The organism is Micromonospora sp. NBC_00330 (genome assembly GCF_036136635.1).
Taxonomy (GTDB): Bacteria; Actinomycetota; Actinomycetes; order Mycobacteriales; family Micromonosporaceae; genus Micromonospora; species Micromonospora salmantinae.
This window is the reverse complement of the sequence record NZ_CP108012.1, coordinates 3,184,165-3,208,928: the sequence shown is the minus strand read 5'-3', so window position 1 is coordinate 3,208,928 and position 24,764 is coordinate 3,184,165. Positions and strand designations below refer to the sequence as shown.

Genomic DNA, 24,764 nt, shown 5'->3' with positions numbered 1-24,764 from the left:
GTCACTCCGTGATGGTGGGAGGCTCGCTCAGGAACGGGCGCAGCTCCAGCCACTCGTGGATCGGCTTCCCGCCCGCCCCGGGAGCGGCCGACAGTTCCCCGGCCAGCTCGACGGCCCGGTCGTGGCTGTCGACGTCGATCACCATCCAGCCGGCGATGAGATCCTTGGTCTCGGCGAACGGGCCGTCGGTGACCGGCGGGCGGCCCTCGCCGTCGTACCGGACGAACGTCCCCTCCGGGGCGAGTGCCTGGGCGTCGACGAACTCGCCGGTGCCCTCGAGTCGGGTCGCGAAGTCGCGCATGTACTGCATGTGGGCCGAGATCTCCGCCGGCGTCCACTGGTCCATCGGCACGTCGTTCACCGCGGCCGGGGCGCCCCGGTAGTGCTTGAGCAGCAGGTACTTGGCCATCGTGTTGCTCCTTGGTGCTGGCTGCGACCCATGGTGGTCACGTTCACTCCGGGGACGAAGCTGGTCGGCACTTCTCGACATCGCTGTCCGATTTTTTTCCTCCCGCAGGTTAACCTCGGGTGAATCGTCCGCCGTTGGGGTACCTCCGGGGGCGCAAAACTTGATTCGTTCCAAAATAGTGAGCTAGTGTTCGTACCCGTGATGTCCGACTTCGAGGCGCAGCTGCGGGCCGTCTCGTTGCGCGTGACCCGGCCCCGGTTGGCGGTGCTCGCGGCGCTGCGCGACCACCCGCACGTCGGCACCGACGCGGTGATCGCGCTGGTCCGCGCGGATCAACCCACCGTCTCCCACCAGGCGGTGTACGACGTGCTGCGCGTGCTCACCGACGCCGGCCTGGTGCGGCGCATCCAGCCGGCCGGTGCGACCGCCCGCTACGAGTCCCGGATCGCGGACAACCACCACCATGTCGTGTGCCGCTCCTGCGGCGCCATCGCCGACGTCGACTGCGCCGTCGGTCACGCCCCCTGTCTCACCGCCTCCGGCGACCACGGTTTCACGGTCGACGAGGCGGAGGTCGTCTACTGGGGCACCTGCCCCGACTGCGCGACCGAACGCACGCCCCAGAGATCCGCAAGCTCGGAAGGAAGTACATGAGCGACACCCAGGACAACGGCCCCGTCAGTGCGCAGGGCGTGGACCAGAAGGCAGCGGCTGGCTGCCCGGTCGCGCACGACTCGGTGACCGCGCACGGCAGCGAGAGTGAGAACCCGGCGATCGACTCGCCGACCCCGAAGACCGGCGGCCGTCCGCGCACCAACCGGGACTGGTGGCCCAACCAGCTCGACCTGTCGGTGCTGCACGCCCACTCGTCCAAGGGCAACCCGCTGGGCGAGGACTTCAGCTACGCCAAGGAGTTCGCGAAGCTCGACGTCGAGGCCCTCAAGCGCGACATCGTCGAGGTGCTCACCACCTCGCAGGACTGGTGGCCGGCCGACTTCGGCCACTACGGCGGCCTGATGATCCGGATGAGCTGGCACGCCGCCGGCACGTACCGCATCGAGGACGGCCGCGGCGGCGCCGGCGACGGTGGGCAGCGGTTCGCGCCGCTCAACAGCTGGCCGGACAACGCCAACCTGGACAAGGCCCGCCGGCTGCTCTGGCCGGTCAAGCAGAAGTACGGCCAGCAGATCTCCTGGGCCGACCTGCTCGTGCTCGCCGGCAACGTCGCCCTGGAGTCGATGGGCTTCAAGACCTTCGGCTTCGGCTTCGGTCGCGAGGACGTCTGGGAGCCCGAGGAGATCTTCTGGGGTCCGGAGGACACCTGGCTGGGCGACGAGCGCTACGCCTCCGAGAAGGAGATGGCGGCCGGCGTCGGCTCGACCGAGATGGGGCTCATCTACGTCAACCCGGAGGGCCCGCGCGGTAACGCGGACCCGGCCGCGGCGGCGCACTTCATCCGCGAGACCTTCGGCCGGATGGCGATGAACGACGAGGAGACCGTCGCCCTCATCGCCGGTGGTCACACCTTCGGTAAGACCCACGGTGCCGGCGTCGCCGACAACCACGTGGGCCCGGAGCCCGAGGGCGCTCCGCTGGAGGCGCAGGGCCTGGGTTGGCTGAGCACCCACGGCAGCGGCAAGGGCGCCGACACGATCACCAGTGGTCTCGAGGTGACGTGGACCGACGTGCCGACGCAGTGGAGCAACCGCTTCTTCGAGATCCTCTTCGGCTACGAGTGGGAGCTCACCACCAGCCCCGGCGGCGCGAAGCAGTGGGTCGCCAAGGACGCCGAGGCGATCATCCCGGATCCCTTCGACCCGGCGAAGAAGCACCGCCCGACGATGCTCACGACCGACCTGTCGCTGCGCGTCGACCCGGCGTACGAGAAGATCTCCCGCCGCTTCCTGGAGAACCCCGACCAGTTCGCGCTGGCCTTCGCCAAGGCGTGGTACAAGCTGCTGCACCGCGACATGGGCCCGATCGAGCGCTTCCTCGGCCCGTGGGTGGCCGAGCCGCAGCTCTGGCAGGACCCGGTGCCGGCCGTCGACCACGAGCTGGTGGGCGACGCCGACATCACCGCGCTCAAGTCGAAGGTCCTCCAGGCCGGTCTCACGATCGACCAGCTGGTCTCCACCGCCTGGGCCTCTGCCGCGAGCTTCCGGCACACCGACAAGCGCGGTGGCGCCAACGGGGCGCGCATTCGCCTCGAGCCGCAGCGCAGCTGGGAGGTCAACCAGCCGGAGCAGCTGGCCACCGTGCTGACCACCCTTGAGGGCATCCAGCAGGAGTTCAACTCCGCCGGCGGGGCGACCATCTCGCTGGCCGACCTGATCGTGCTGGCCGGTTCGGCTGCCGTGGAGAAGGCGGCGCGGGACGCCGGCGTCGAGGTGACGGTGCCGTTCCGGCCGGGCCGCACCGACGCGACCCAGGAGCAGACCGACACCGATTCCTTCCGGGTCCTCGAGCCGCGCGCCGACGGTTTCCGCAACTACCTGCGCGCCGGCGAGAAGACCCAGCCCGAGGTACTGCTCGTCGACCGTGCCTACATGCTCAACCTGACCGCGCCCGAGATGACCGTCCTCATCGGCGGTCTGCGCTCCCTCGGCGCCAACGTCGGCGGCAGCCAGCACGGTGTGCTCACCGACCGGCCGGGCGTGCTCACCAACGACTTCTTCGCCAACCTGCTCTCCCCGGGCACCCGATGGAGCGCGTCGAAGTCCGACGAGCACGTGTACGAGATCCGCGACCTGGCCACCGATGAGGTGAAGTGGACCGCCACCGCGGTCGACCTCATCTTCGGGTCCAACTCGCAGCTGCGTGCCCTCGCCGAGGTCTACGCCAGCCAGGACGCCCGCGACAAGTTCGTGGCCGACTTCGTGGCCGCCTGGACCAAGGTCATGGAGCTCGACCGGTTCGATCTCGCCTGACAGGTACCACCGACGAGCCCCGGCCGATCCGCACGTGATCGGCCGGGGCTCGTCGCCCTTTGCGCGCCGTTCAACGCGGCACCGGCGCCGTCCACCTCGATGTCACCCCCGGTGCCATTCCCTTCGCGACGAATCCCATGGATGATTTTCCTGTCTCATTGATCAGCTGGCGGACGGGCCCATCCATGGCAAGGTGTTGACCCTGCCCGGGCGGCGGGCGCGGACCTAGTCACGCAGGGAGTCAACGTGGCCCATCCCGACCTGCAGGCCGAGGCCGTGGACCAGCACGCCGGAAGCCCTGCGATACCCCGGCAACGGGTGGTCCCCGCCCCGCGGTCCCGAGCGGGCGTCGCCGACACCGCCGTCGCCTGGCGTCCGCTGCGGATCGCGATGATCGGCCAGAAGGGGATGCCGGCGACCTACGGCGGGATCGAACGGCACGTGGAGGAGATGGCCAGCCGCCTCGCCAGCTACGGCCACGAGGTCACCGTCTACTGCCGCCGGAGCTACGGCGAGACACCCGCCGACGGCTACCGAGGCGTACGGCTGCGCCAGACCCACACGATCGCGAGCAAGCACCTCGACGCCATAGTGCACGCGGCGACCTCGACCATGGCGGCGATGGCCGCGCGGCCCGACATCGTGCACTACCACGGGCTCGGGCCGGCCCTGGTCGCCCCACTTCCGCGTGCCCTGTCCCGGGCACGCGTGGTGCTGACAGTGCACGGGTTGGACAACCAGCGGGGCAAGTGGGGGCTCGCCGCGCGGGCGGTGCTGGGCAGCGCCCACTGGTTCAGCGGGTACGTCCCGCACCAGCGGGTGGCGGTCTCCCAGGGGCTCGCCGCCCACTACGGCGCCCGGTTCGGCCGCCCGACGACCTACATCCCGAACGGCGTGAACCCGGCCCGACCGGCGCGGACCCGTCAGATCCAGGACCGGTTCGGGCTGACCCCCGGCGGCTACCTGCTGCTGGTCGGTCGGCTGGTGCCGGAGAAGGCGGCCGACCTGCTGATCCGGGCCTTCCGCCGGACCGAGACACCGATGCGCCTGGCGATCGTCGGTGGGTCGTCGTTCACCGACGAGTTCGTGGACCGGCTGCGCCGGGAAGCCGGGGCGGACGACCGGATCGTCTTCACCGGGTTCGCCTACGGTGACCTGCTCGCCGAGCTGTACGCCGGCGCAGCCGGCTTCGTTCAACCGTCGCGGTTGGAGGGACTGCCGTTGACGTTGCTGGAGGCGGCCGCGTACGGGCTGCCGGTGGTCGCCAGCGACATCGCGCCGCACGTCGAGGTGCTCACGTCCGACACCGCCGGCGGGCGGTTGTTCCGCGACGGCGACGAGGACGACCTGGTCCGGGTGTTGACGTCGCTGCTCGCCGATCTGCCGGTTGAACGGGCCGCCGCCGTGGCGCTGGGCGAGCGGATCACCAGCAAGTACAGCTGGGACACCGCCGCCCGCGAGTTGGAACAGCTCTATCTCCGGCTGGCTCCGGAGCCGGGCCGACGGGCCAGGGCGCGACCCACGGGGGCCGCCGACTGACCGGACGGCGTTGGCCGGGGGAGTGTCGGATCAGCCCCCCGGGGGACGGATCAGTCGGTGCAACGGCCCCTTCTGCCGTCGGGATGACAGGACTAGATTGAACCGATCTTGTGCCGGGAGGACATCGGTGGGCCGCGCCCGGCAGCGGCCGGGCAGCGCCGATTCAGTTCAGTGGGATCAGTGGAACAACAGACGCAGCAGGTCACTCCGCTCATGACCAGGCGGCTCGACCCGACCCGCCTGCTCACCGGCGGAGCGGCGCTGGCCGCCGCGGTCGTGGCGGTGGTCGCGGGTGTCTCCATGGCGGCCGGTGACCGCAGGGGGATGGTGCTGCCGCTCGCGGCGGTCGCGGGGATCGCGGTGGCCGTCCTCGCGCTGACCCGGTTCGCCGGGTACGTGCTGCTGATGCTCGCGGTGCGCTCCTGCGTCGACCTGTTCAAGCTGACCGGCCCGAGCGCCGGCCAGGCCGACTCCGCCGGGACGGCCCGGGCGGTGGACCCCTCCACACTGCTCGCGGTGCTGTTCCTCCTCGCCGCCGGGCTCTGGCTGGCCGCACAGCTCAGCCGGCACGGGCGGCTGCGCGGCTCCCCGCTGAGCTGGGCCATGCTGCTCGTCGGCGCCAGCAGCGTGGTCAGCGCCCTCGGTGCCAGCCGGCCGGCGAACAGCCTGTTGGAGGCGCTGCGGATCCTCACCGTGGTGGTGATGTTCGTGGTGCTGGAACAGCTCATGCCGGACACCGCGGCGATCCGTCGGGTCCTGCTCGCCTGCTACGCCTCGCTGGTGCTGGCGCTGGGCTACACACTCGTGCTGTCGCTGCTCGGCAACCCGCCGGCCGAGGTGAAGGGCGACTTCACCCGGATCAGCGGCACGTTCAGCCAGTCGACCACGTTCGGCCGCTACCTGATGTTCATGGTGATCTTCGGGTTCGCCGTGTACCGCTTCCTGAGCCGTCGACTGCGGGTGTCCCTCGCGGTGCTGCTCGCGCTCTCGCTGCTGTTCCTGCTGCTCACCAACACCCGCAGCGCCCTGCTCGGCGCGGCGATCGGCCTGGTGGTGGTCGCGGCGCTGCATCGCAGCAAGCGGATGCTGGTCACCCTCTGCGTGGTGGCGGTCGCCGGGGTGGCACTGGTGCCCGCCGTCGGCGAACGCTTCGCCCAACTCGGTACGTCCCGCGCTGTCGGCGGAGACCCGACCGGAAACACCCTGGCCTGGCGGATCGGCTACTGGACCGAGATCGTCACGCTCGCCGACCGGAACCCGGTGACAGGCATCGGGCCGAACATGACCCAGCGCGAGACCGACGAGGCGAAGAAGCCGCACAACGACTTCCTGCGGGCGTACGTGGAGACCGGGCTGCTCGGTCTCGGGGCGTACCTGCTGATGCTGTTCGCCTTTCTGCACACCGCCCGGACCGCGCTGCGGCGCGCGCCTCCGGGCAGCTTCGAGCGCGGCGTCGCGGTCGGGTTCACCGGCTGCGCCGCCGCGTTCGTGGCGGTCAGCGCCGCCTCCAACGTCATTTCCAACGTGGTCACCCTCTGGTACTTCGTCGCGTTCGCCGCGGCGGCCAGCGTGATCGCCCGCCAACCGGCTCCGAACCTGACCGGCGATCAGCCACGAGGCACGTCCGTCCCGGTTTGACTGAACGACAGCATTGGGGAAAAAGTGGAGATCGTCGACTACCTGCGGGTCGCCCGGCGGCGCCTCTGGGTACTCGTGGGGGTGCCGGTGCTCGCCACCGGCGCCGCGGCCGCCATCGTCCTGTTCGCGCCACAGCAGTTCAGCGGGACCGCGTACGTGGCGGCGCCGGCGCTGGTGGGCGGTGCGGCCGGAACGCAGTACACCGGTACGCAGGCGGCGAACCAGTTCGTCGCGGCGTTCGGCGCGGCGGTCACCTCGCCTCGCGTCCTCGCCGACGTGGCCGCTGACACCGGGGTGGCGCCGGAGCGGCTGCGCGACGGGCTCGCCGTCACCCAGGTCGGCGCGAGCAGCCAGTTGGAGGTGACGTACACCGCCGGTGACCGGGCGACTGTCGCACCGGTGCTGACCGCGACCACCACCCGGGCGCTGGCCTTCCTCTTCTCCTCCCAGGTCGGTATCGCCACCGGTGAGGTCGAGGCGGCCAACGCCGACGTCACAGCGGCGACCAGGGCGATCGGCGAGTGGGAGAAGACCAACAAGGTCTCCCAGCCGGACCGGATCTACCAGGCGACGCTGGGCGAGCTGACCAGCCTGCGCCAGCAGCAGCTCTCCATGCAGGCGGTCGGTAACAGCCGCGGTGTGGACGCGGCGAACGCCGCGATCACCTCCGCCCAGAGGAAGCTCGACCAGTTGGGGCCGAAGCTCCCCGACTACCAGGCCCTGCTCGCCCAGCGGGACGCGGCGACGAACGCCCTGTCCCAGGCGCGGGAGGGGTTGCAGGCGGCGCGGGCGCAGGCCCAGGCCGCCGACCCGAAGCAGGTGACAAGCATCGGCGAGGCGCACGAGGTGAGCCGGATGACGGAGCTGGTGCGCACCGCCCTGCCGGTGGGCGGCGCGGGTCTGCTGCTCGGGGTGCTGCTGGTGGGCGTACTCGAACTGTTCTCCCGGGGTCGTGCCGCCGCCCGACCGGCGGCGGCGACCACCGCGGCCCCCTCGGCGCCGGCGGAGACCGTGACCGCGGCACGGCCGTGACCGTCGAAGAACGGGCCGCCGGGTGCGCGAGGTGACCGGCCGGTCGCCGGCCGTGCCGGAGGCCGGCGACCAGCAGGTACGCGGCATGGCCCGCGGTGGTGTGCTGAACCTGGGCAGCGCCGTGCTCAGCCAGGTGGCGCTCTTCCTGGTCATGCTGCTGCTGGCCCGGGTCCTGGGTGTACGCGAACTCGGCCGGTACGCCCAGGTCTACGCCGTGCTGTCGCTGCTGGGGCTGCTCTCGCTCTCCGGTTTCCGGGCCGGGCTGACCCGCTTCGTGGCGGTGCACCTCGCCGACGACGAGCCGGCCGCCCTCCGGGGCGCGGTCCGGCTGGGGCTCGGCATCTCGGCAGTGGCGTCCACAGTGATAGCCGTCGGTCTGGCGGTCGGCGCGCCGTGGCTCGCCGACGCCCTGCACGACCCGCAGCTCACCACCGGCCTGCGGTTGGCGGCGCTCTGCCTGCCCGCCGCCACCGTCTGCGAGGCCGCGCTCGCGGCCACCCGGGGGTGGCGCACTCAACGGGCCTACGCGCTCATCGGCCAGGTCTACGAGCCGGCCGCCCGGCTGGTGCTCACCGCGCTGGCGCTCGCCCTCGGGGCGGGCCTGACCGGCGCGTTCTGGGCGCTGGTGGCGGCGAGCTGGAGTGCGGCCGGGCTCGCCCTCGTGGCGCTCGCCCGGATGGTGCGCCGGGTGCCCGCGGCCCGGCCCGCGTACCGGCCGGGCGAGCTGTTCCGGTTCTCCACTGTCAGTTGGGTCTCCTCGCTGTCGTCCACCGGGCTGATCTGGGTGGACGCGTTGCTGCTCGGCTTCTTCGACTACGGTCCCGACGCGATCGGCGTCTACCACGTGGCGACCCGGCTGGTCACGATCGCGGTGTTCGTGCTGGCGCCGGTGAACGCCTCGTTCGGTCCGCACCTGGCGCACCTCTACCACCAGGGTCGACTGGACGAGGTACGCCGGATCTACCGGGTCGCCACCGGTTGGGTGCTCCGGCTGTCGCTGCCGGCCTTCGTGGCGTTGCTGGTCTTCCCGGAGCAGTTGCTGCGCGTGGTCGGCGGGCCGGGTCTGGCCGGCGGCGCGGCGGTGACTGTGGTGCTGGCGCTCGGCCAACTCGTGAACGCCGCGACCGGGCCCTGCGGGACGCTGCTGAACATGTCCGGCCGGGTCTCGGTCAACATGGTGGACAACCTCGCGGCCCTGCTGCTCAACGTCCTGCTCAACCTCTGGCTCATCCCGGCGTACGGCATTCTCGGCGCGGCGGTGGCCTGGGCGGTGTCGTTGGCGGCGGTGAACGTCGCCCGGGTCTGGCAGGTGCGCGCGCAGGTGCACACCGTGCCGGTGACGGCGGGCATGGTCAAGGGCCTGGTCGCCGCGCTGGTCGCGATGGGCGTCGGGTTCGGTGTGCGGTGGTTGGTCGGGGGCGGGAGCGGGCAGCTCGTCGTCGGTCTGGCCGCGATCGTGGCGGCGTACCTCGCCGTGGTGCTCGCCCTCGGGCTCAGTCGGGAGGACGTCATGGTGTTGCGCTCGGTGACCCGCCGAGGTGGTCGACGCGCCCCGGTCGACCCCGCCGACGGTGCCGATGTGGGCGCCGGCCGCCCCGTGGTCCGCTCGTGACCGGCGTCGCGCGGCGTCAGGTCACCGACCGGCTGCGTCGGGGGGTACGCGGGGCGAGGGCCTGGGGACGCGCGGCCCGGCCGGGAGAGCCCGGTCCGCTGCCCGACTTCCTGGTGATCGGTGGGCAACGTTGCGGCACCACGTCGCTGTACCACCACCTCGCCGCGCATCCCCAGGTCAGGGTGGCCAGCGGCAAGGAGTTGCAGTACTTCAGCGTCCACCACGGTCGGGGGGTGCGGTGGTACCGGGGGCACTTCCCGCGCCTCGCCCCTGGTGAGCGCACCTTCGAGGCGAGCCCGTACTACCTGTTCCACCCGAGCGTGCCGGCCCGGGTCGCGGCGGCCCTGCCGCAGGCCCGCTTCGTCGTCCTGCTGCGCGATCCGGTGCAGCGGGCCTACTCGCACTACCTGCACACCCGTTCGTACGGCGTCGAGCCGCTGTCCTTCGCCGACGCGCTTGACGCGGAGGAGGAGCGGCTGGCCCGGGCGACGCGGGGCGGCCCGGACAGCGCCGCCGCGCACCGGGCGTTGCGAAACTACTCGTACGCGGCCCGGGGCCGTTACGCCGAGCAGTTGGACCGGTGGTTCGCGCAGGTCCCGCGGGAGCGGATCCACGTGGCTCGCACCGAGGACCTGCACACCGACCCGGCCGGCACGTACGGCGACATGCTGCGCTTCCTCGGCCTGGCGGCCTTCACCCCGGAGGCGTTCACCCGGCACACCCGTCGCGTCGACAACGGCCCCTCGCAGCTGACCCCGGCTCTGCGCGAGCGTCTCGGCGCGTACTTCGCGCCGCACAACGCCCGCCTGACCACCCTGCTCGACTGGCCCGAAACCTGGCCGACCCGTTAGCGGACGGTGGCGAGGATGCGGTCCACCGGCTGGTCGGCGCAGAGCAGGACGGGGACGTCGGTCACTGTGGTGCCGCCGCCGGCCGCGCCCAGCGGGGAACCCACCGCCCCGGTTCGTCCGCCCGGTGCCGCCGGCACTGTCACCGGCGCGTTCGACGCCGACCAGAGCACCAGCGTGCTCGACCCGCCCCGGACGAACGCCACCCCGTGCAGCCTGCCGGCCACCGGGGCGGGCAGCGGGGTGACTGTGGCGCCCCGGGCCGCGTCGGCCAGGGCGGCCAGCATCCGGCCGGCCTCGCGTTCGGCGCCGTCCGGGTCGAGCAGCCCGTAGCGGACCTCGCTGCCGGCCGCGTTGTTCGGGTTGTACGCCAACGGCAGCCAACTGACCTCGCCGATCCCGCCGGCGACCAGCAGGGTGACCGTCTTGACCATCTCCGCCGCCCGGCTGGCCGGGTCACCGTCGCCGTCGCGCCAGAACTGCCCGACCTCCCACGCCTGGATCGGCGTACCCGGCGGTGTGGTGGCGCGCAGGTAGTCCAGCAGCGGGGCCACCCCGCTGAAGTGCTCGTAGAAATGCACCTGACGGACGTCGACGGTGCGGTCGGTCAGCAGCGACTCGGTCACCGCCAGGAAGCGCAGACTGCGGCTGTTGGTCTCGGTGCCGAGCGCCCGGCGTAGCTGCGCCTCCCCGCTCACCGCCGGGATCTGCTGCCCCCGGGTGCCGACCCGACGTTGGAAGTACGCCTGGTAGGCGGCGATGGCCTCGGGCATCCGACCGGCGCGCACCAGCCGGTCGGCGATACCCATGCCGTACGCGACGCTGCTGATGCCGGAGTCGACCACCCGGGCTTTCGGGTCGGTCGCGTGGATCGTCTCGGCGGCGGCTCGGACCAGCCGCCCGTACTCCTCGGGGCTGCCGGCCCAGTAGCTCGGCGCGTTGACCTCGTTCTCGATGGCGTACTCCCGCACCCCGTACGGGCCGTAGCGCTGCACCACCGAGCGGACGAACCGCTGGTACGCGCCGAGGTCGGTGGGCATCGCCGACTCGGTCTTGTTCGCCGCGCCCCGGGTGTAGCGGGCGGTGCCACCGGTAGCCCAGCACACGCCGGTGCGGATCTTCAGGTGCAGTGTGATGCCCAGCTCGCGGCTGCGCGAGGCGATCTCGTCCAGCCCCGCCCAGTCGGCCTGCCCCGCGGTCCGTTCGATCTCGCACCAGGAGATCTCCTCGTACGTCGCCGAACCGGCGAGCCGGCGCAGGTACGGCTCGAACTGCTGGTACCGCGACCAGTCCCAGTGCGCGCCGAACGGGTTGCTCACCCCGCCCACGGTGCTGGTGGTTCCGGGCGCCGCCGTCGTGGAGGGGGTGGCGGCCGGCGGCGGATCGTCGCCGCCGGCGGTGCAGCCGGCGGTGAGCACTAGCGTGACGGCGGCGGCGGTGGCGACCGCGCGCAGCCGGCCCGGGCGGGTCACCGGTAGCCCAGCGCGCGCAGGGTCGGACCGGAGAAGACCCAGACCAGCAGGCGGAGGAACGGGTCGAGTTCTCGGCGGTAGCTGCCCACCCGGGAACCGTAGATCGGGGCGGTGTCGCCCACCGCCGCGCGTCGTCGCTCCGCCTCGGTGGTGTACTTCTGGGCCACGTCGTGCTGCTTGCTGTCGTAGTCGAGGATGCCGTCCTCCCAGGGCTCGCCGAGGAACTCGAAGAGGCAGCGCATCGCCTTCTCCGGCTCGCCGACCGCCTGCTCGTACCGCAGCTCGTAGTAGCGGTCCGCCGGCAGGGTGGCGCCGACGGCCCGCGCGGCGCGGATGTAGCGCGGCCACTTCACCACGCACTTCACAGCGGACCAGTAGCCGAACCGTTTGCGGTGCGAGACCACCACGTCGCGTCCGTCCCGGATGAGGTGCACGATCTGGGCGTCCGGGAAGACCTCGGTGACGAAGTCGAGCGACATGGCGTACAGCGGAGTCTTGTCGGCCCACCGGGTCTTGCCCCGTGCGGCGGCGTAGTCGGCGTGCACACCGCCGAAGAAGTCCCGGATCCGGCGCAGCCAGTCTTCGCGCGGAAAACCGAAGCGGGCCAGTCGTTCCCAGTCCCTCCCCACGATCCGTCGCAGGTCAGGCAGGAACCGGGTCTCCGGGCCGCAGCTGATCCGCGAGTGCGAGTCCAGGACGAGGCGCACCATCGTGGTGCCCGACCGCTGGCAGCCGACCAGGAAGATCGGCGCGGTACGGGTTCCGGTCTCAGCCACTGTCGACCGCCTTCGTCGTCTCGGATCGGGCGTCGGCCGCAGCGCGGTCGAGCCGGTCGGTCAGCTCGTCGCAGCGGGCCCGGACGCCGGTGTCGATCGGTAGCCGTCGGTGGCCCGCCGCGCCGTGCGACGCGCGTGGGGCGATGTGCGCGTGCAGCCGGGGATGGTAGGGAAAGTCGAGGAAGGCGCAGAGCCGTCGGAGCTGCGCGGCGGGCTCCGCGACCAGGCTGTCGTAGCGGCAGAGCAGCACATCGGCCCGCCGGTCCAGGCCGAGCTGGAAGAACAGCGAGTTGCGGACGTACCAGAACAGCGCCGCGCCGCTGTGCGGATCCAACCCCTGCGGGTCGTGGGCCCGGATCAGCTCGATGGTGTCGGCGTCGAGGCGTTGCCCCTGCCACCGGCGGCCGATGGTGCCGTCGGCGATCGCGCGCAGGGCCCGCAGGTTGGCGTCACCGAACTTGGCGACCTCGGAGCGGGCCCGGTCGTCGACGTCGCGGTAGACCCAGAGCGCGCGCCCGGGCGTCAGCCCCGGCAGGGCCAGCAGCTCGTCCACGCGGTGGCTCTCGCAGAGCGGCTTGACCAGGACGTACGCGTGCCGGCTGCGGTGGAGGGTGGCGGTCAGCACCGGGTCCGGGCGCAGTTGGAAGCGGTGGAAGACGGTGCTGTCGTTCTCGTTGCGGACCTCGACTTCTCCGGCGGCGTCCAGGCCCCGGACCAGCATGTTCGTGCCGGAGCGTTGCAGACCGACCAGGTAGACCGGCATCGCCGAGCCGGCTGCCCGGCCGGCCCGCCGTCGCCAGCGTCGCTTCGCCAGGGCGGTGCCGATCCGGTCGATCGGGTTGAGGCGGTCCTCCTCGATCAGCCGTCCGATCCCCTCGGTACGCGCCCAGCGCAGATGCCGCCGGACCCGCCGCGCGGTGTACGCGAGCGCGGAGACCTCGTCGTCGGCTGCCACGGTCCTCCTCGTCGGACACCGGCCCGGCCCCGCACCAGAGCGGGTGCGACCGGCGGCAGCCAGGCTATCGGGAGATCATGGCGGGAGGCCAGGCCGCGGACCGCACGGGCAGACGAAGATCACCCGTTCAGCCACATGCCAAACGTGAGCTGGACTCGCCGACCCGCCCTGCATACCGTGGGCCCTGGCCGGGGCGGGCAGACCCCGGTCATCACCTCCGGGCCCGGTTCGCCCGATCGACGTGAGCAGGGCGAGTCGATGCGCGTGCTGCATGTGAACAAGTTCCTCTACCGCCGTGGCGGCGCGGAGGGGTATCTGCTCGATCTCGCCGACCTGCAACGGGTTGCCGGCGACACTGTCGCCTACTTCGGCATGAGCCACCCGGAAAACCAGTCGCCCCTGCCGTACGCCGCGCGGTTCCCGTCCGAAGTGGAGTTGGAGCCGGCGCCGAGCGGGGTGCGGCCCCGCGCGGTGGCCGTCGGCCGGATGCTGTGGTCACCGACGAGCCGCCGCGGGCTGGCCCGGGTGATCGACGACTTTCGGCCGGACGTGCTGCACCTGCACAACATCTACCACCAGCTCTCCCCGTCGGTGCTCGCCGCGGCCCGCGCCGCCGGTGTGCCGTGCGTGCTGACAATGCACGACTACAAGCTCGCCTGCCCGAGCTACCAACTGCTGGACCGGGGCCGCCCCTGCCAGGCGTGCGTCACCGGTGGCCCGTTGCAGGCGGCCCGCCGCCGCTGCAAGGACGGATCGCTGTCGCGCAGCGGCCTGCTCGCCGTCGAGTCCTGGTTGCACAGGCAGTTAGACGCGTACGACCCGGTGCAGCTCTTCGTCAGCCCGAGTGGGTTCCTGGCCGACGTGATGCGCCGCGCGGGCGTCTACCCGGACCGGTTGCGGGTGGTCAACCACTTCGTCGACCTGACCGGCGTCGCGGCCAAGCAGAATCCCGGCGGCGGTGTCGTCTTCGCCGGTCGGCTGGCGCCGGAGAAGGGCGTCGACGTGCTGATCGAGGCGGCCGCCGCGCTGCCGGCCGGGGTCGGCGTGGACATCGCCGGAGACGGCCCCGCCCGCCCGGAGTTGGAGGCGCTCGCCGAGCGGCGGGTGCCCGGCCGGGTCCGGTTCCACGGCCGTCTCGACAAGCCGCACCTCCACGAGCTGATCCGGTCGGCGGCGGTGGTCGCCGTTCCGTCCCGGTGGCACGAGAACCAACCGATGGCGGTGCTGGAGGCGTTCGCCTGCGGGGTGCCGGTGGTCGCCACCGACCTGGGCGGGCTTCCCGAGCTGGTCGAACCGGAGGTGGATGGACACGTCGTCGCCGCCGACGCGCCGACGGCCCTCGGCGACGCGCTCAACGACCTCCTGGCCGACCCGGACCGGGCGTACCGGATGGGCCGGGCCGGCCGGGCGAAGATCGCCGCCCAGTTCGCCCCGGACCGGCACCTGGACCGGATCCGTGGGCTGTACGCGGAGGCCGCCGAGGCGTTGCCGTCGCGGCGGCGGGTCGGCCGGGCCAGCGCCGGTGGGGGAGCGGCCCGGTGAGCCCGGTACGGGTGCTCTACCTCGCCGGCAGTGGTCGCAGTGGCAGCACACTGGTCACCACGGTCCTGGGACAGTTGCCGGGCTTCTTCGCGGCGGGCGAGCTGCGATACCTGTGGCGGCGCGGCATCCTGGAGAACCGGCAGTGCGGCTGCGGTTCCCCGGTGGGCGACTGCCCGCTCTGGTCCCGGGTGCGCGCCGACCTGACCGACGCCGACCCGGCCGGCATCGCCGCCCGGTTGGCCCAGCGGCTGCGGCTGCGCGGGCTGCCCGCACTGCTGCGCCGCCAGCGGCGGGGGCAGCCGCCGGTAGCGGGCCACCCCGACGACACGCAGCTGGCCCGGCTCTACGCCTCGATCGCCGAGCACGCCCTGGACGGCCGGTCGGACGGCGTCATCGTCGACTCCTCCAAACTGCCGCCGTACGGGGCCCTGCTCGGCAGCCTGCCCGGCATCGACCTGTACGTCCTGCACGTGGTTCGCGACCCGCGCGCCACCGCGTACTCCTGGCGTCGCCGACGCCCGCTGGACGGACGCGCCGACGACCAGCTGATGAGCCGGCCACCGGTCGGCAAGGCCGCGCTGCTCTGGCTGGTCTGGAACACCGCGACCGTACGACTGTGGGGCGACCGCCGTCGTGCGCCGGGCCGCTACCTACGGGTGCGGTACGAGGACTTCGTGGCCGACCCGGCCGGCGTCACCGCCCGGATCGCCGGCTTCGTCGGCGTGACCCCCGACGAGCTTCCGTTTCCGACACCGGCCACGGTACGACTCGCACCCACCCACTCGGTGGCCGGCAATCCGTCGCGGCATCGCACCGGGCTGGTCGACGTGGTCGCCGACTCCGAGTGGCTGACCGGGCTGCCCACCCGCGCGTACGCCGTGGTGACCGGGCTGACCGCCGTGGCGTTGACCCGGTTCGGCTACCCGTTGCGCCGCCCGGCGGCCACCTTTCCCGCCGCCCGCCTCGCCGCGGACCCGGCCGTCTCCCCGTCACCCGCCACCCGGCAGGAAGGCTGAACGATGCTCTCACTGGTGGTGGGCACCGGTCGTTGCGGTTCGACACTGGTCCAGGAGTTGCTCTCCCGGCATCCCGCTGTCGGCTTCGTCTCCGGTCTGGACGACAAACTGGCCCGGCTCAACCCGAAGGGCAGGTTCAACGGCACGCTCTACCGGCGTTCGGCGCCGCGCCCGTCGGGGATGACCTCGCTGCGGCACAGTCGACGGTTGCTGGAGCGGGGCCGGCTCCGGGTGGCGCCGTCGGAGGCGTACCACCTGCTCGACCGGCAGGTGCTGGCCGGCTTCTCCCGACCGTGTCGGGACCTGGTCGCCGAGGACCTGACCCCGTTCGTGGCACGGCGGTTGCGGGCCTTCTTCGACGAGCGGATCGCCCGGCAGGGCTGTCAGCAGTTGGTGCAGCACGTCACCGGGTGGCCGCGGACCGGCCTGCTGCACGCCGCGTACCCGGAGCTGCGGGTGGTCAACGTGGTGCGCGACGGCCGGGCGGTGGCCAACTCGTGGCTCCAGATGGGCTGGTGGGACGGCTGGCGCGGGCCGGACAACTGGCTCTACGGCCCGCTCCCGTCCGACCTGCGCGAGGAGTGGGCCGAGTCCGGTCGCTCCTTCCAGGTGCTCGCCGCGCTGGGCTGGAAGATGCTGATGGACGCCTTCGCTCAGGCCCGGCTGCGTCACCCCGGCGACCAGTGGCTGGACGTGCGCTACGAGGACCTGGTCGAGCAGCCGCGCGAGCAGGTCGGCCGGATGCTCGACTTCCTCGGCCTGAGCTGGTCGACAGCCTTCGAGAAGGGCTTCTCCCGGTACGACTTCACGGTGGGCCGGGCGGAGGCGTACCGGGACGAACTCAGCCCGGCGCAGCTGGCCGCTATCGAACGGGTGCTGGAGAAGCCGCTGGCCGAGTGGGGCTACCCGGTCTACGGCACGCTGCACGAGTAGAGCACCGCCGTCAGCATGCTGACCGTGCCGGTGACCTGGGTCGACGTCCAGCCGCCGGGGCCGTTGGCGACCAGGCGGAAGGTGCCGCTTCCGATGCTCAGCAGCCCACCGGGAATGGTGACCGAGGTGGCGCTGGCACCGAGAGTTCCGCCGCCGGTGAAGCCGCCCGACAGCGACCAGGTGAAGCCGGTGCGGGTCAGGCCGCCGACCGGCAGGGTCCAGGTGAAGGTCGGCGGGGTGAGCAGGCCCGCTGTGCACTGCAGGTTTGTCGGTGGGTTGACGGTGCCGGCCTGGAGCGAGCCGCGGCCGTACTCGGTGTCGGTCCAGGCGGCCAGCGTCGACTGCGGCGGTGGGAGCACGACGGCGGTGCCGGCGAGCAGCAGGGCCGCGGCAGCCGCGAGCCAGCGCCGCCGGACGTGGCCGGCTCGCTGCCCACGCGGGATATGTACGCGTCTCACGGCCGCCCGACAGTGGTCCGGTGCCGGCGCGCGGCGCGCATGAGCAGCAGGCCGGTGAAGAGCGCACCACCACCGGCCAGCACCGGTGTCCACAGGTTGGTCCCGGTGCGCGGAAGCGGGCCGACCGTGCCGCCCGCCGATGCGCTGTCGCCGAACCCGGTCGCCGTGACGATCAGGTCCGCCGACCCCGAGGCCACCGAGTTGGCGAGCAGGCTCGCTGTGACGAGCACCCAACGCTGCTGGTCGGCGCGCATCGAGCTGATGGTGACCGGGTGTGCGGCCAGTCTGGTGGCGGGACCGTCGGCGAGGACCTGCTCACCCTGGCCGGTGGGGCAGGCACCCCTCACCCAGCGGATGGCGCAGACGGCGACCATCACCTGGAGTCCGTCGGGCCGGACGGTGAGGGGGCCCAGCGCCGACAGCGAGATCGTCACCTCGCCGGGCTGCTTCGCGTGTGCCGAGACGCCCACCTGCCAGGGCACGGGCTGGTCCGGCGCCAGGTTCGTCATGCGATCGTTGTCGCCGATCGAGACCAGAGTGAGGTACCTGCTCCGAATGACCTCCTCGGTGGTGTCCGCGCGGGCCTGGCCCGGCGTCGCCAGTACCGCGGCGGCGACGCCCGGCAGCACCGCCAGCACCACCAACAGGCGCCCCACCGTCGAGTCGCCGTGCGCTCCCGTACCGCTCGGCCGGGTGCCGGCCTCCGGCGCTGCCCCCGCCTCGTCCGGCACCGCCGAGTCTGGTCGCCGGCGGCGCCACGCGCGGTGTCGCCGGATCCCCGGCTCACCCCCGCGCGGCCAGAACGCCCAGGTGACGATCGCGGCGGCCCCGATCGTGATCAGACTCGTGGCGTACACGTTCGACACGGCGCGCACCGCGTACCCGAGCCTGGGCACCGACCACTCCACGAGCCGTACGTGGCTCACCGCGTGCGGTGCGGCGTCGTTGGTCTCGTTCGCGTCCCCCCGCAGGGTGAGCAGGCGAGTGGGCCCGCCACCGTTGGCGATGTCGACGACCCGGTGGGTGATCGGTGGCAGCGGCGTGCGGTCGACGGTGACGACGTCTCCCACGTGGACCTCGGACGCGGGGATCTCCCGCACCACGGCCATTGACCCAGCGGGGATGGTCGGGCCCATCGACCCGGTCTTGAACAGGATGAGCGAGATGTCGAAGAAGAACGCCAGCGGGACGAGGACGACGCAGGCCGTCCCACCGACGGCGAGCACTGTCAGCACCAGGTCGCCGACCCGGGCGAGGGTGCTGTGCCGTCGACGTTCGCGTCCCACCATCTGCAGATCCTTTACGTAGACGTGGCAGTGAATTCCCAGGTGACGACCCCGGTCGTGCCCTGGTACGCGTTGCTGGCGCCGGACTGGACCCGGACCTCGAAGCAGAACCGCAGCTGTGGCGTCGCGCCGCTCGGCACGGTGATGGGGGACGACACCGGCGAGCCGGGAACGGCGGTGACGGCCGAGTAACCAGGCCCGACGATCCAGGTGGGTGAACCGGAGAAGGCGGCGGCGGCACACGTGGTGCTGGTGGTGGCGGTCCGGACCGCCCGGTACTCGAGGGCGGGCAGCAGGGCGCCGGAGTTGTTCGACGAACTCGTCAGCGCGACAGCGCCACCGACGTTCGTCGTCGAGGTCGTCCGGATGTCGAGAAAGGCGTAGAACGACACCGAAGGGGACATCGCCGTCGCGTTGAACGCCAGCGTCGCGGCGTTCACCACCGGGGTGTGGCCGGCCCAGGTACTGGAGGCGGTCTGCGATTCGGTGCCGAAGACGCTTGCGCCGAACGACCCGGTGCCGTACTCGCTGTCGGTCCACGCGGCGAGCGTGGACGTCGTTCCCAGGCCGAGAACGAGGGCGCCAGCGAGTACGGCACGGGTCCGGCGAAGCCGTGGTGTTCCGGCCGGCGTCCGACGGTTGACCACGGCCACCACCTAGACGGACTCGGCCAGGAGCTGCCAGGTTTCCGTTACCGACGTGCCCTGCACCAGAGTGCCCCCCGCCGTGACGACGAAGCAGAGGTTCACCGCAGCGCCGGGCGTCGTGGGAGGGGTGCCCTGCGTCAGGTTGAACGGCACCGCGCCGGCCACCGAGTTGAGCGGGGTGCCCTGCGCCACGATCCAGGTCGGGGTGGTGGGTGTCGCGCTGCAGTCGGCGAAGGCCGGGACGGTCGCAATCCCGTAGGTGAGGCCGACGAAGGCGGGTGGAGCGGGGGTCGCTGACGCCACAGTGACTGTCGCGTCGTATGTCGTGGCCGCGGTCAGCCGGACGGCGAACGGTGCCGCGACCACGTCACCCGGGCTGATGTCGTCGAAGCCGGTGCTGAAGGTCAACGCTGCCGCCGTGCCGGCGGTGGGGTGCTCGGCGTAGGTGGTGCCGTTGGTGCTGCCCTCCATGCTGAAGGTACCCGCCGTGAACGTGCCCGTGGCGTACTCCGAGTCGTTCCAGGCGGCGAGGGTGATCGTCGCACCGAGGCCGAGGACGATCCCTCCGGCCAGGATGGCTTTCAGCTTGCGACGGCGGCCTCGGCTGCCCGGTTTCTCCACTGCCGTCCCTGTCGGTTCACTCAATGTGTCCTCCTCCGTGCAACGCGGTTGGTTGTCGTGGGCCGGTGCCAGCGGCGCAAGGATCACGATAAGCACCAAATAAGGACAAACCTCCTAAAGTGCTCAAATAGCCCCAGCAGGGCTCAGGTGGGCAGCGGGCCCCCGATCGGCACTATCGACGGACGTCACGGGGGCGGCTAATCTTTGGCCCCACACCATCGATGTGAGGAGATGCGATGGCGCGCCGTACCGGCCGACCCTCCTACCAGTTGGACAAGGCCGACGTGCGCCGTCAGCGCACAGTGCGCTTCGCGGCCGTGGCGGGCGTTATCGCGCTGGTCACCGCGTTGCTGGGTGGGTTGATCGGCTACCAGGTGGGCCGTCCGGACGCGACCGAGGCGACCATCGCGAGCATCAAGCAGGACGAGGCGAAGCGGGACGCCCAGCAGATCGTGGAGCTGATCGAGACGGCCCGACGCGTCCGCGACCAGGTCGCCCCGGTCCTGACCGCCATCAAGACGGAGACGACCGCCGCGGGACGTGCGCCGGACCCGGCGAAGGCGCGCCAGTGGCAGGAGGTCATGCGCCAGGCGGCCGAGCCGTTCGCCGACCCGCCGTCGGGGACCACCGCCACCAACGTGGCGCGCGGAGGATTGCGCGGAGCGGTCCAGCAGGCGTCGCTGGCCGTCGACGCCTACGCCCTGGCGGCCGGCGTTCCGGCCGCGCAACGTGCGGCCCTGCTGGACGTCACCGCGCGGCAGGCGGCCGAGGCCGCGACGATCTGGTCGGTCGCGGCGACCCAGCTCGATCAGATCAGCGTCGATTCCGGCCAGGGACACCAGCACGTGTTCCTGGACACAGACTCCCACGAAGGGGCCCTCACCCCGGACGGGGCGGCCGAGGGAACCGGCGGCTGAGGCACTTTGCGGGGCAAGTGTCGGGTTTGCCGGCGGAGGTCGCCGGGCCGGGTCGGCCAAGCGGTCACGGCGTGATCTGGGGGCGACGCTCCCGATCGGGTACGGTCGCTTATCGCAAAGTCTATGAACCAGATTGGCTTTCTATGCAATGGAAGCCGAATCGGAGGGACACAGCCGTGAGGTTCCCAAGCGCCGTCCGTCAGGCCGGCCTCGTCGTGGCCGTCACCGCCCTCGCGCTGACAGCGGGTTGCGCGAAGAAGGACGACAGCGAGGTCCAGGCGAGCGGCGTCAAGCTGGTCGCGGCGGGCAAGCTGACCGTCTGCACCCACCTGCCGTACCCGCCGTTCCAGTCCAAGGACGCCAGCGGCAAGGTCACCGGCTTCGACGTCGAGATCATGGACCTGGTCGCCAAGGAGCTCGGCGTCGAGCAGACGATCATCGACACCCCGTTCGAGGGGATCAAGTCCGGCCAGGACCTCAACACCGGCAAGTGCGACGCGGCCGCCGCCGGCATGACCATCACCGAGGAGCGGCGGAAGGTGATCGACTTCTCCGATCCCTACTTCGACGCCACCCAGGCGATGCTGGTGAAGACCGGCAAGACGTACAAGTCGCTCGACGACCTCAAGGGCAAGAAGCTCGGCGTCCAGGCGGCCACCACGGGTCGTGACTACGCCAAGAAGCTCGAGGCGGAGAAGGGCCTGAAGCTCGTCGAGTTCGAGGACCTCGCCGCCCTCCAGCAGGCCGTCGCCAACGGCCAGGTCGAAGCCGCCATCAACGACCTGCCGGTCTGGACCGAGTACCTGAAGAAGAACCCGGGCGGGTTCGAGGTGGCCGCCGAGTTCGACACCGGCGAGCAGTACGGCTTCCCCGTGAAGAAGGACGCCAACCCCGAGTTGCTCAAGAAGATCAACGAGGTGCTGGCCAAGGCCAAGCAGGACGGCACGTACAACACGATCTACGAGAAGTGGATCGGCAAGCAGCCGAGCGCCTGAGCCGCACAGCGGCCCAGCGCCTGAGCACCGCGCAGTACCGGAGGGCGCGCGTCCCGCGCGCCCTCCGACGTCGGTAACCTCCGGGAAGGCAACGAGCGAACGTGAAGCTGCGACGCCGCCAGCGGGAGCGGCTGTCCCTCGGGCTCCAGTACCTGGTCTTCATCGCCATCATCGCCACGGTGCTCGTCACCGCGGACTGGGACAGGTTGGCCGACGCGTTCTTCCGCGTCGACATCATCAAGTCGATGTTCCCGACGATCATCACCGTCGCGCTGCGCAACACCATCCTCTACACGCTGGGCGCATTCGCCTTCGGCCTCGTGTTCGGCACCATCCTGGCGCTGATGCGCCTGTCCCGGGTGGCCCCGTACCGCTGGGTGGCGACGGCGTACATCGAGCTGTTCCGGGGTCTGCCCGCGCTGCTGGTGCTCTTCCTCGTCGGGTACGGCATCCCGATCGCCTTCCCGGAGCGCGAGATTCCGGGCGGGGTGTTCGGTTCGATAGCGATCGGCCTCGGGTTGACCGCCGCGGCGTACATGGCGGAGACGATCCGGGCCGGCATCCAGGCCGTGCCGAAGGGGCAGATGGAGGCGGCGCGGACCCTCGGCATGTCGCACTTCACCGCCATGCGCACGATCGTCATCCCGCAGGCGTTCCGGATCGTGATCCCGCCGCTGACGAACGAGCTCATCCTGCTCACCAAGGACTCGTCGCTGGCCTACGTGCTCGGGGTGACGGCGCAGACGATCGAGATCACCAAGTTCGGTCGGGACATGCTCAACGACCGGGTGAACGCGACCCCGCTGCTGGTGGCCGGCCTCGCCTACCTGGTGATCACCCTGCCGCTGTCGCAGGTGGTACGACGCCTCGAACTCCGCTACGCCAAGGCTCGGTGACCCCGATGACGACAACCCCTTCCCGCCCCGCCGTGGAGATCCGCGACCTGCACAAGTCCTTCGGGCCCCTCAAGGTGCTCAAGGGCATCGACTTCGAGGTCGGCCAGGGCGAGGTGGTCTGCGTCATCGGGCCGTCCGGCTCCGGCAAGTCGACGCTGCTGCGCTGTGTCGATCTGCTGGAGGAGCCGACCGCCGGCACGATCTGGGTGAACGGGGTCGAGATGACCGACCCGGACGTCGAGATCGACGCGGTCCGCCGTGGCATCGGCATGGTGTTCCAGTCGTTCAACCTGTTTCCGCACCTGACCGTCCTGAACAACCTCACCATCGCCCAGCGCCGGGTGCTCCGGCGAGGCCGGGCCGAGGCCGAGCGGATCGCCCGGGCCAACCTGGAGCGCGTCGGGCTGACCGACAAGGCCGACGCCTTCCCGGCGCAGCTCTCCGGTGGGCAGCAGCAGCGGGCGGCGATCGCCCGGTCGCTGTCGATGGAGCCGAAGCTGATGCTCTTCGACGAGCCGACCTCCGCGCTCGACCCGGAACTCGTCGGCGACGTGCTCACCGTCATGCGCAAGCTGGCCGAGGACGGCATGACGATGATGGTGGTGACCCACGAGATGGCGTTCGCCCGTGACGTCGCCGACCGGGTCGTCTTCATGGATGGTGGCGTGGTGGTCGAGCAGGGTTCGCCGCAGGAGGTGCTGGGCGCGCCGAAGCACGAACGGACCCGCGCGTTCCTCGCCCGGGTCCTCGACCCGACCCGCGTCGCGCAGCTCGGTGGGCCCGACCAGTCGCCCGAGCCGCCGGAGACCCCCGGCGTGCCGCTCGACGACCGCCACAACCTCTGACGACCGATCCCGTACGTCCGTCCGCCGGGTTGCCCTCTCGAGGGCGGCCCGGCGTCGACGTGTGCGCTCCTGCCGCTGCTCCTGCTCCTGCTCCTGCCGCTGCGGGCGGTGGCGTCCGCCCGCGACTGACCAGGTCGACGGCTTCATGTCAGCTCCATGTCAATCGACGGACATCGTGATGTCAAGGTAATCTTCTTGCAATCAGAGCTGTACTTTCGTCGATGGATTACATAAGTTGCTGTCATCCATCGAAAGTTCTGAGTCTTCCGAGCAAAGTCCGCGACGAGCCTCACCCTCAGTCGTGCTACCGCCCCCACGCTCGGGTCGATGCACCCTGTCTCGTCGCGTCTTCGCCCGGTCGGGAACGGAGACCCATGGACGATCACGCTGGTGGCCCTCGCCGCCACCTGTCCCGCAGATCGCTGATCGCCACCGGCGCGCTCGCCGCCGGGGCGTTGGGCGCGTCCGCCCCAACGATCGGCACCGCGTTCGGCGGCAGCCCCGCCCGGGCCGCCGCCGGTGTCACCAAGAAGATCACCATCTACGCCGAGCAGTTGCCCGGGAACCTGTTCGGGTACGGCCTGGCACCCGGTCAGGCCACCGTCCCGGGCCCCATCCTGGAGATGTACGAGGGTGACACCCTGGAGATCACCCTGGTCAACACCACAAGCCAGCGTCTGTCCATCCATCCGCACGGGGTGGACTACAGCACCGAGTCCGACGGCAGTCCGTTCAACGCCTCGTTCAACAACCCGGGTGAGACGCGGACGTACGTCTGGCGCTCGCACGAGATGGTGGCCGCGGCGGGCCGGCGGTACATGCCGGGCAGCGCCGGCTACTGGCACTACCACGATCACGCGATGGGCACCGACCACGGCACCGGCGGTGTCGCGAAGGGACTGTACGGGGCGCTGATCGTCCGGCGGCGCGGCGACGTCCTGCCGTCGAAGCAGTTCACGGCGGTGTTCCACGACATGATGATCAACAACAAGATGGCGCCGGCGACCCCGATGTTCGAGGCGAATCTGGGCGAGCGCGTCGAGTGGATCGCCATCGGCCACGGCAACCTGTTCCACACCTTCCACCTGCACGCGCACCGCTGGGCGGACAACCGCACCGGGATGTTGGAGGGGCCGAGCGACCCGAGCCTGGTGGTCGACAACAAGGACCTCAACCCGGGCAGCTCGTTCGGTTTCCAGGTTCTGGCCGGGGAGGGCGTCGGACCCGGCGCGTGGATGTACCACTGCCACGTGCAGACGCACTCCGACGGCGGCATGGCCGGAATCTTCCTGGTGCGCAACGCCGACGGCAGCATGCCGCCGGGCGCTGAGGAAGCGATCCACCGGTTCCAGGGCCACACCCACACGCACGGAAGCTGACCGAACCGAAAGTGGGGACGG

General features: G+C 71.4%; 23 protein-coding genes. 15 read left to right on the top strand and 8 right to left on the bottom strand.

What is annotated here, in order from left to right:
• Position 1: 1 nt before the first annotated feature.
• Complete coding sequence (locus tag OG598_RS14370) at positions 2-409, bottom strand: YciI family protein (RefSeq protein ID WP_328654908.1); 408 nt, start codon at positions 407-409, stop codon at positions 2-4.
• 198 nt (positions 410-607) lie between these two features.
• Between OG598_RS14370 and OG598_RS14365 the strand changes: the two genes are divergently transcribed.
• The 7 genes from OG598_RS14365 (at position 608) to OG598_RS14335 (ending at position 10,008) form a co-directional block, all read left to right on the top strand.
• On the top strand, positions 608-1,063 hold the full coding sequence (locus OG598_RS14365; RefSeq protein ID WP_328655333.1) for a Fur family transcriptional regulator: 456 nt from the start codon (positions 608-610) through the stop codon (positions 1,061-1,063).
• Entirely contained in the window at positions 1,060-3,336 is a 2,277-nt protein-coding gene (katG, locus tag OG598_RS14360; RefSeq protein ID WP_328654907.1) for a catalase/peroxidase HPI, read from the top strand. Before OG598_RS14365 ends, katG begins: the two co-directional genes overlap by 4 nt.
• A 246-nt stretch (positions 3,337-3,582) precedes the next feature.
• The gene (locus OG598_RS14355) at positions 3,583-4,875 is read left to right on the top strand and encodes a glycosyltransferase family 4 protein (RefSeq protein WP_328654906.1); all 1,293 of its coding nucleotides are present in this window, start codon (positions 3,583-3,585) and stop codon (positions 4,873-4,875) included.
• A gap of 180 nt (positions 4,876-5,055) precedes the next feature.
• Entirely contained in the window at positions 5,056-6,513 is a 1,458-nt protein-coding gene (locus OG598_RS14350; protein ID WP_328654905.1) for an O-antigen ligase family protein, read from the top strand.
• 24 nt (positions 6,514-6,537) lie between these two features.
• Positions 6,538-7,545, top strand: a complete 1,008-nt coding sequence (locus OG598_RS14345; RefSeq protein ID WP_328654904.1) for a Wzz/FepE/Etk N-terminal domain-containing protein — start codon at positions 6,538-6,540, stop codon at positions 7,543-7,545.
• A gap of 22 nt (positions 7,546-7,567) precedes the next feature.
• Positions 7,568-9,157 (top strand): oligosaccharide flippase family protein, encoded by a 1,590-nt coding sequence (locus OG598_RS14340; protein WP_328654903.1) that lies wholly within the window; start codon positions 7,568-7,570, stop codon positions 9,155-9,157.
• Positions 9,154-10,008: a sulfotransferase family protein gene (locus OG598_RS14335; protein ID WP_328654902.1), complete on the top strand. Its 855-nt coding sequence runs from the start codon at positions 9,154-9,156 to the stop codon at positions 10,006-10,008. The genes OG598_RS14340 and OG598_RS14335 overlap by 4 nt, the downstream gene beginning before the upstream one ends.
• Here the strand turns inward: OG598_RS14335 and OG598_RS14330 are convergent.
• Genes OG598_RS14330 through OG598_RS14320 form a run of 3 tightly spaced genes read right to left on the bottom strand, consistent with a single transcriptional unit; the run spans position 10,005 to position 13,208 of the window.
• Positions 10,005-11,477, bottom strand: coding sequence for a hypothetical protein (locus tag OG598_RS14330; protein ID WP_328654901.1), 1,473 nt, complete (start codon positions 11,475-11,477; stop codon positions 10,005-10,007). The genes OG598_RS14335 and OG598_RS14330 overlap by 4 nt on opposite strands.
• Positions 11,474-12,253 (bottom strand): sulfotransferase family protein, encoded by a 780-nt coding sequence (locus OG598_RS14325; RefSeq protein ID WP_328654900.1) that lies wholly within the window; start codon positions 12,251-12,253, stop codon positions 11,474-11,476. The genes OG598_RS14330 and OG598_RS14325 overlap by 4 nt, the downstream gene beginning before the upstream one ends.
• Positions 12,246-13,208, bottom strand: a complete 963-nt coding sequence (locus OG598_RS14320; RefSeq protein ID WP_328654899.1) for a hypothetical protein — start codon at positions 13,206-13,208, stop codon at positions 12,246-12,248. The genes OG598_RS14325 and OG598_RS14320 overlap by 8 nt, the downstream gene beginning before the upstream one ends.
• A gap of 258 nt (positions 13,209-13,466) precedes the next feature.
• On the opposite strand from OG598_RS14320, the gene OG598_RS14315 reads away from it, so the two are divergent.
• Genes OG598_RS14315 through OG598_RS14305 form a run of 3 tightly spaced genes read left to right on the top strand, consistent with a single transcriptional unit; the run spans position 13,467 to position 16,699 of the window.
• Entirely contained in the window at positions 13,467-14,750 is a 1,284-nt protein-coding gene (locus tag OG598_RS14315) for a glycosyltransferase (RefSeq protein WP_328654898.1), read from the top strand.
• Positions 14,747-15,766 (top strand): sulfotransferase, encoded by a 1,020-nt coding sequence (locus OG598_RS14310; protein ID WP_328654897.1) that lies wholly within the window; start codon positions 14,747-14,749, stop codon positions 15,764-15,766. Before OG598_RS14315 ends, OG598_RS14310 begins: the two co-directional genes overlap by 4 nt.
• A gap of 3 nt (positions 15,767-15,769) precedes the next feature.
• Positions 15,770-16,699: a sulfotransferase family protein gene (locus tag OG598_RS14305; protein WP_328654896.1), complete on the top strand. Its 930-nt coding sequence runs from the start codon at positions 15,770-15,772 to the stop codon at positions 16,697-16,699.
• On the opposite strand, the gene OG598_RS14300 is transcribed toward OG598_RS14305, so the two are convergent.
• Genes OG598_RS14300 through OG598_RS14285 form a run of 4 tightly spaced genes read right to left on the bottom strand, consistent with a single transcriptional unit; the run spans position 16,678 to position 19,735 of the window.
• Positions 16,678-17,157: a hypothetical protein gene (locus tag OG598_RS14300; RefSeq protein ID WP_328654895.1), complete on the bottom strand. Its 480-nt coding sequence runs from the start codon at positions 17,155-17,157 to the stop codon at positions 16,678-16,680. The genes OG598_RS14305 and OG598_RS14300 overlap by 22 nt on opposite strands.
• Positions 17,154-18,446 (bottom strand): signal peptidase I, encoded by a 1,293-nt coding sequence (locus OG598_RS14295; RefSeq protein ID WP_328654894.1) that lies wholly within the window; start codon positions 18,444-18,446, stop codon positions 17,154-17,156. The genes OG598_RS14300 and OG598_RS14295 overlap by 4 nt, the downstream gene beginning before the upstream one ends.
• 11 nt (positions 18,447-18,457) lie before the next feature.
• Positions 18,458-19,090, bottom strand: a complete 633-nt coding sequence (locus OG598_RS14290; protein ID WP_328654893.1) for a SipW-dependent-type signal peptide-containing protein — start codon at positions 19,088-19,090, stop codon at positions 18,458-18,460.
• 9 nt (positions 19,091-19,099) lie between these two features.
• Entirely contained in the window at positions 19,100-19,735 is a 636-nt protein-coding gene (locus tag OG598_RS14285; RefSeq protein ID WP_328654892.1) for a SipW-dependent-type signal peptide-containing protein, read from the bottom strand.
• Between the two features lie 212 nt (positions 19,736-19,947).
• On the opposite strand from OG598_RS14285, the gene OG598_RS14280 reads away from it, so the two are divergent.
• The 5 genes from OG598_RS14280 to OG598_RS14260 all read left to right on the top strand — a co-directional run bounded on the left by OG598_RS14280 (position 19,948) and on the right by OG598_RS14260 (position 24,743).
• Complete coding sequence (locus tag OG598_RS14280; RefSeq protein ID WP_328654891.1) at positions 19,948-20,628, top strand: hypothetical protein; 681 nt, start codon at positions 19,948-19,950, stop codon at positions 20,626-20,628.
• Positions 20,629-20,804: 176 nt separating this feature from the next.
• The gene (locus tag OG598_RS14275; RefSeq protein WP_328654890.1) at positions 20,805-21,623 is read left to right on the top strand and encodes a basic amino acid ABC transporter substrate-binding protein; all 819 of its coding nucleotides are present in this window, start codon (positions 20,805-20,807) and stop codon (positions 21,621-21,623) included.
• 101 nt (positions 21,624-21,724) lie between these two features.
• Positions 21,725-22,519: an amino acid ABC transporter permease gene (locus tag OG598_RS14270; RefSeq protein ID WP_328654889.1), complete on the top strand. Its 795-nt coding sequence runs from the start codon at positions 21,725-21,727 to the stop codon at positions 22,517-22,519.
• Positions 22,520-22,524: 5 nt separating this feature from the next.
• Positions 22,525-23,364: an amino acid ABC transporter ATP-binding protein gene (locus tag OG598_RS14265; protein WP_328654888.1), complete on the top strand. Its 840-nt coding sequence runs from the start codon at positions 22,525-22,527 to the stop codon at positions 23,362-23,364.
• A gap of 374 nt (positions 23,365-23,738) precedes the next feature.
• The gene (locus tag OG598_RS14260) at positions 23,739-24,743 is read left to right on the top strand and encodes a multicopper oxidase domain-containing protein (RefSeq protein ID WP_328654887.1); all 1,005 of its coding nucleotides are present in this window, start codon (positions 23,739-23,741) and stop codon (positions 24,741-24,743) included.
• The last annotated feature ends 21 nt before the right edge of the window (positions 24,744-24,764 follow it).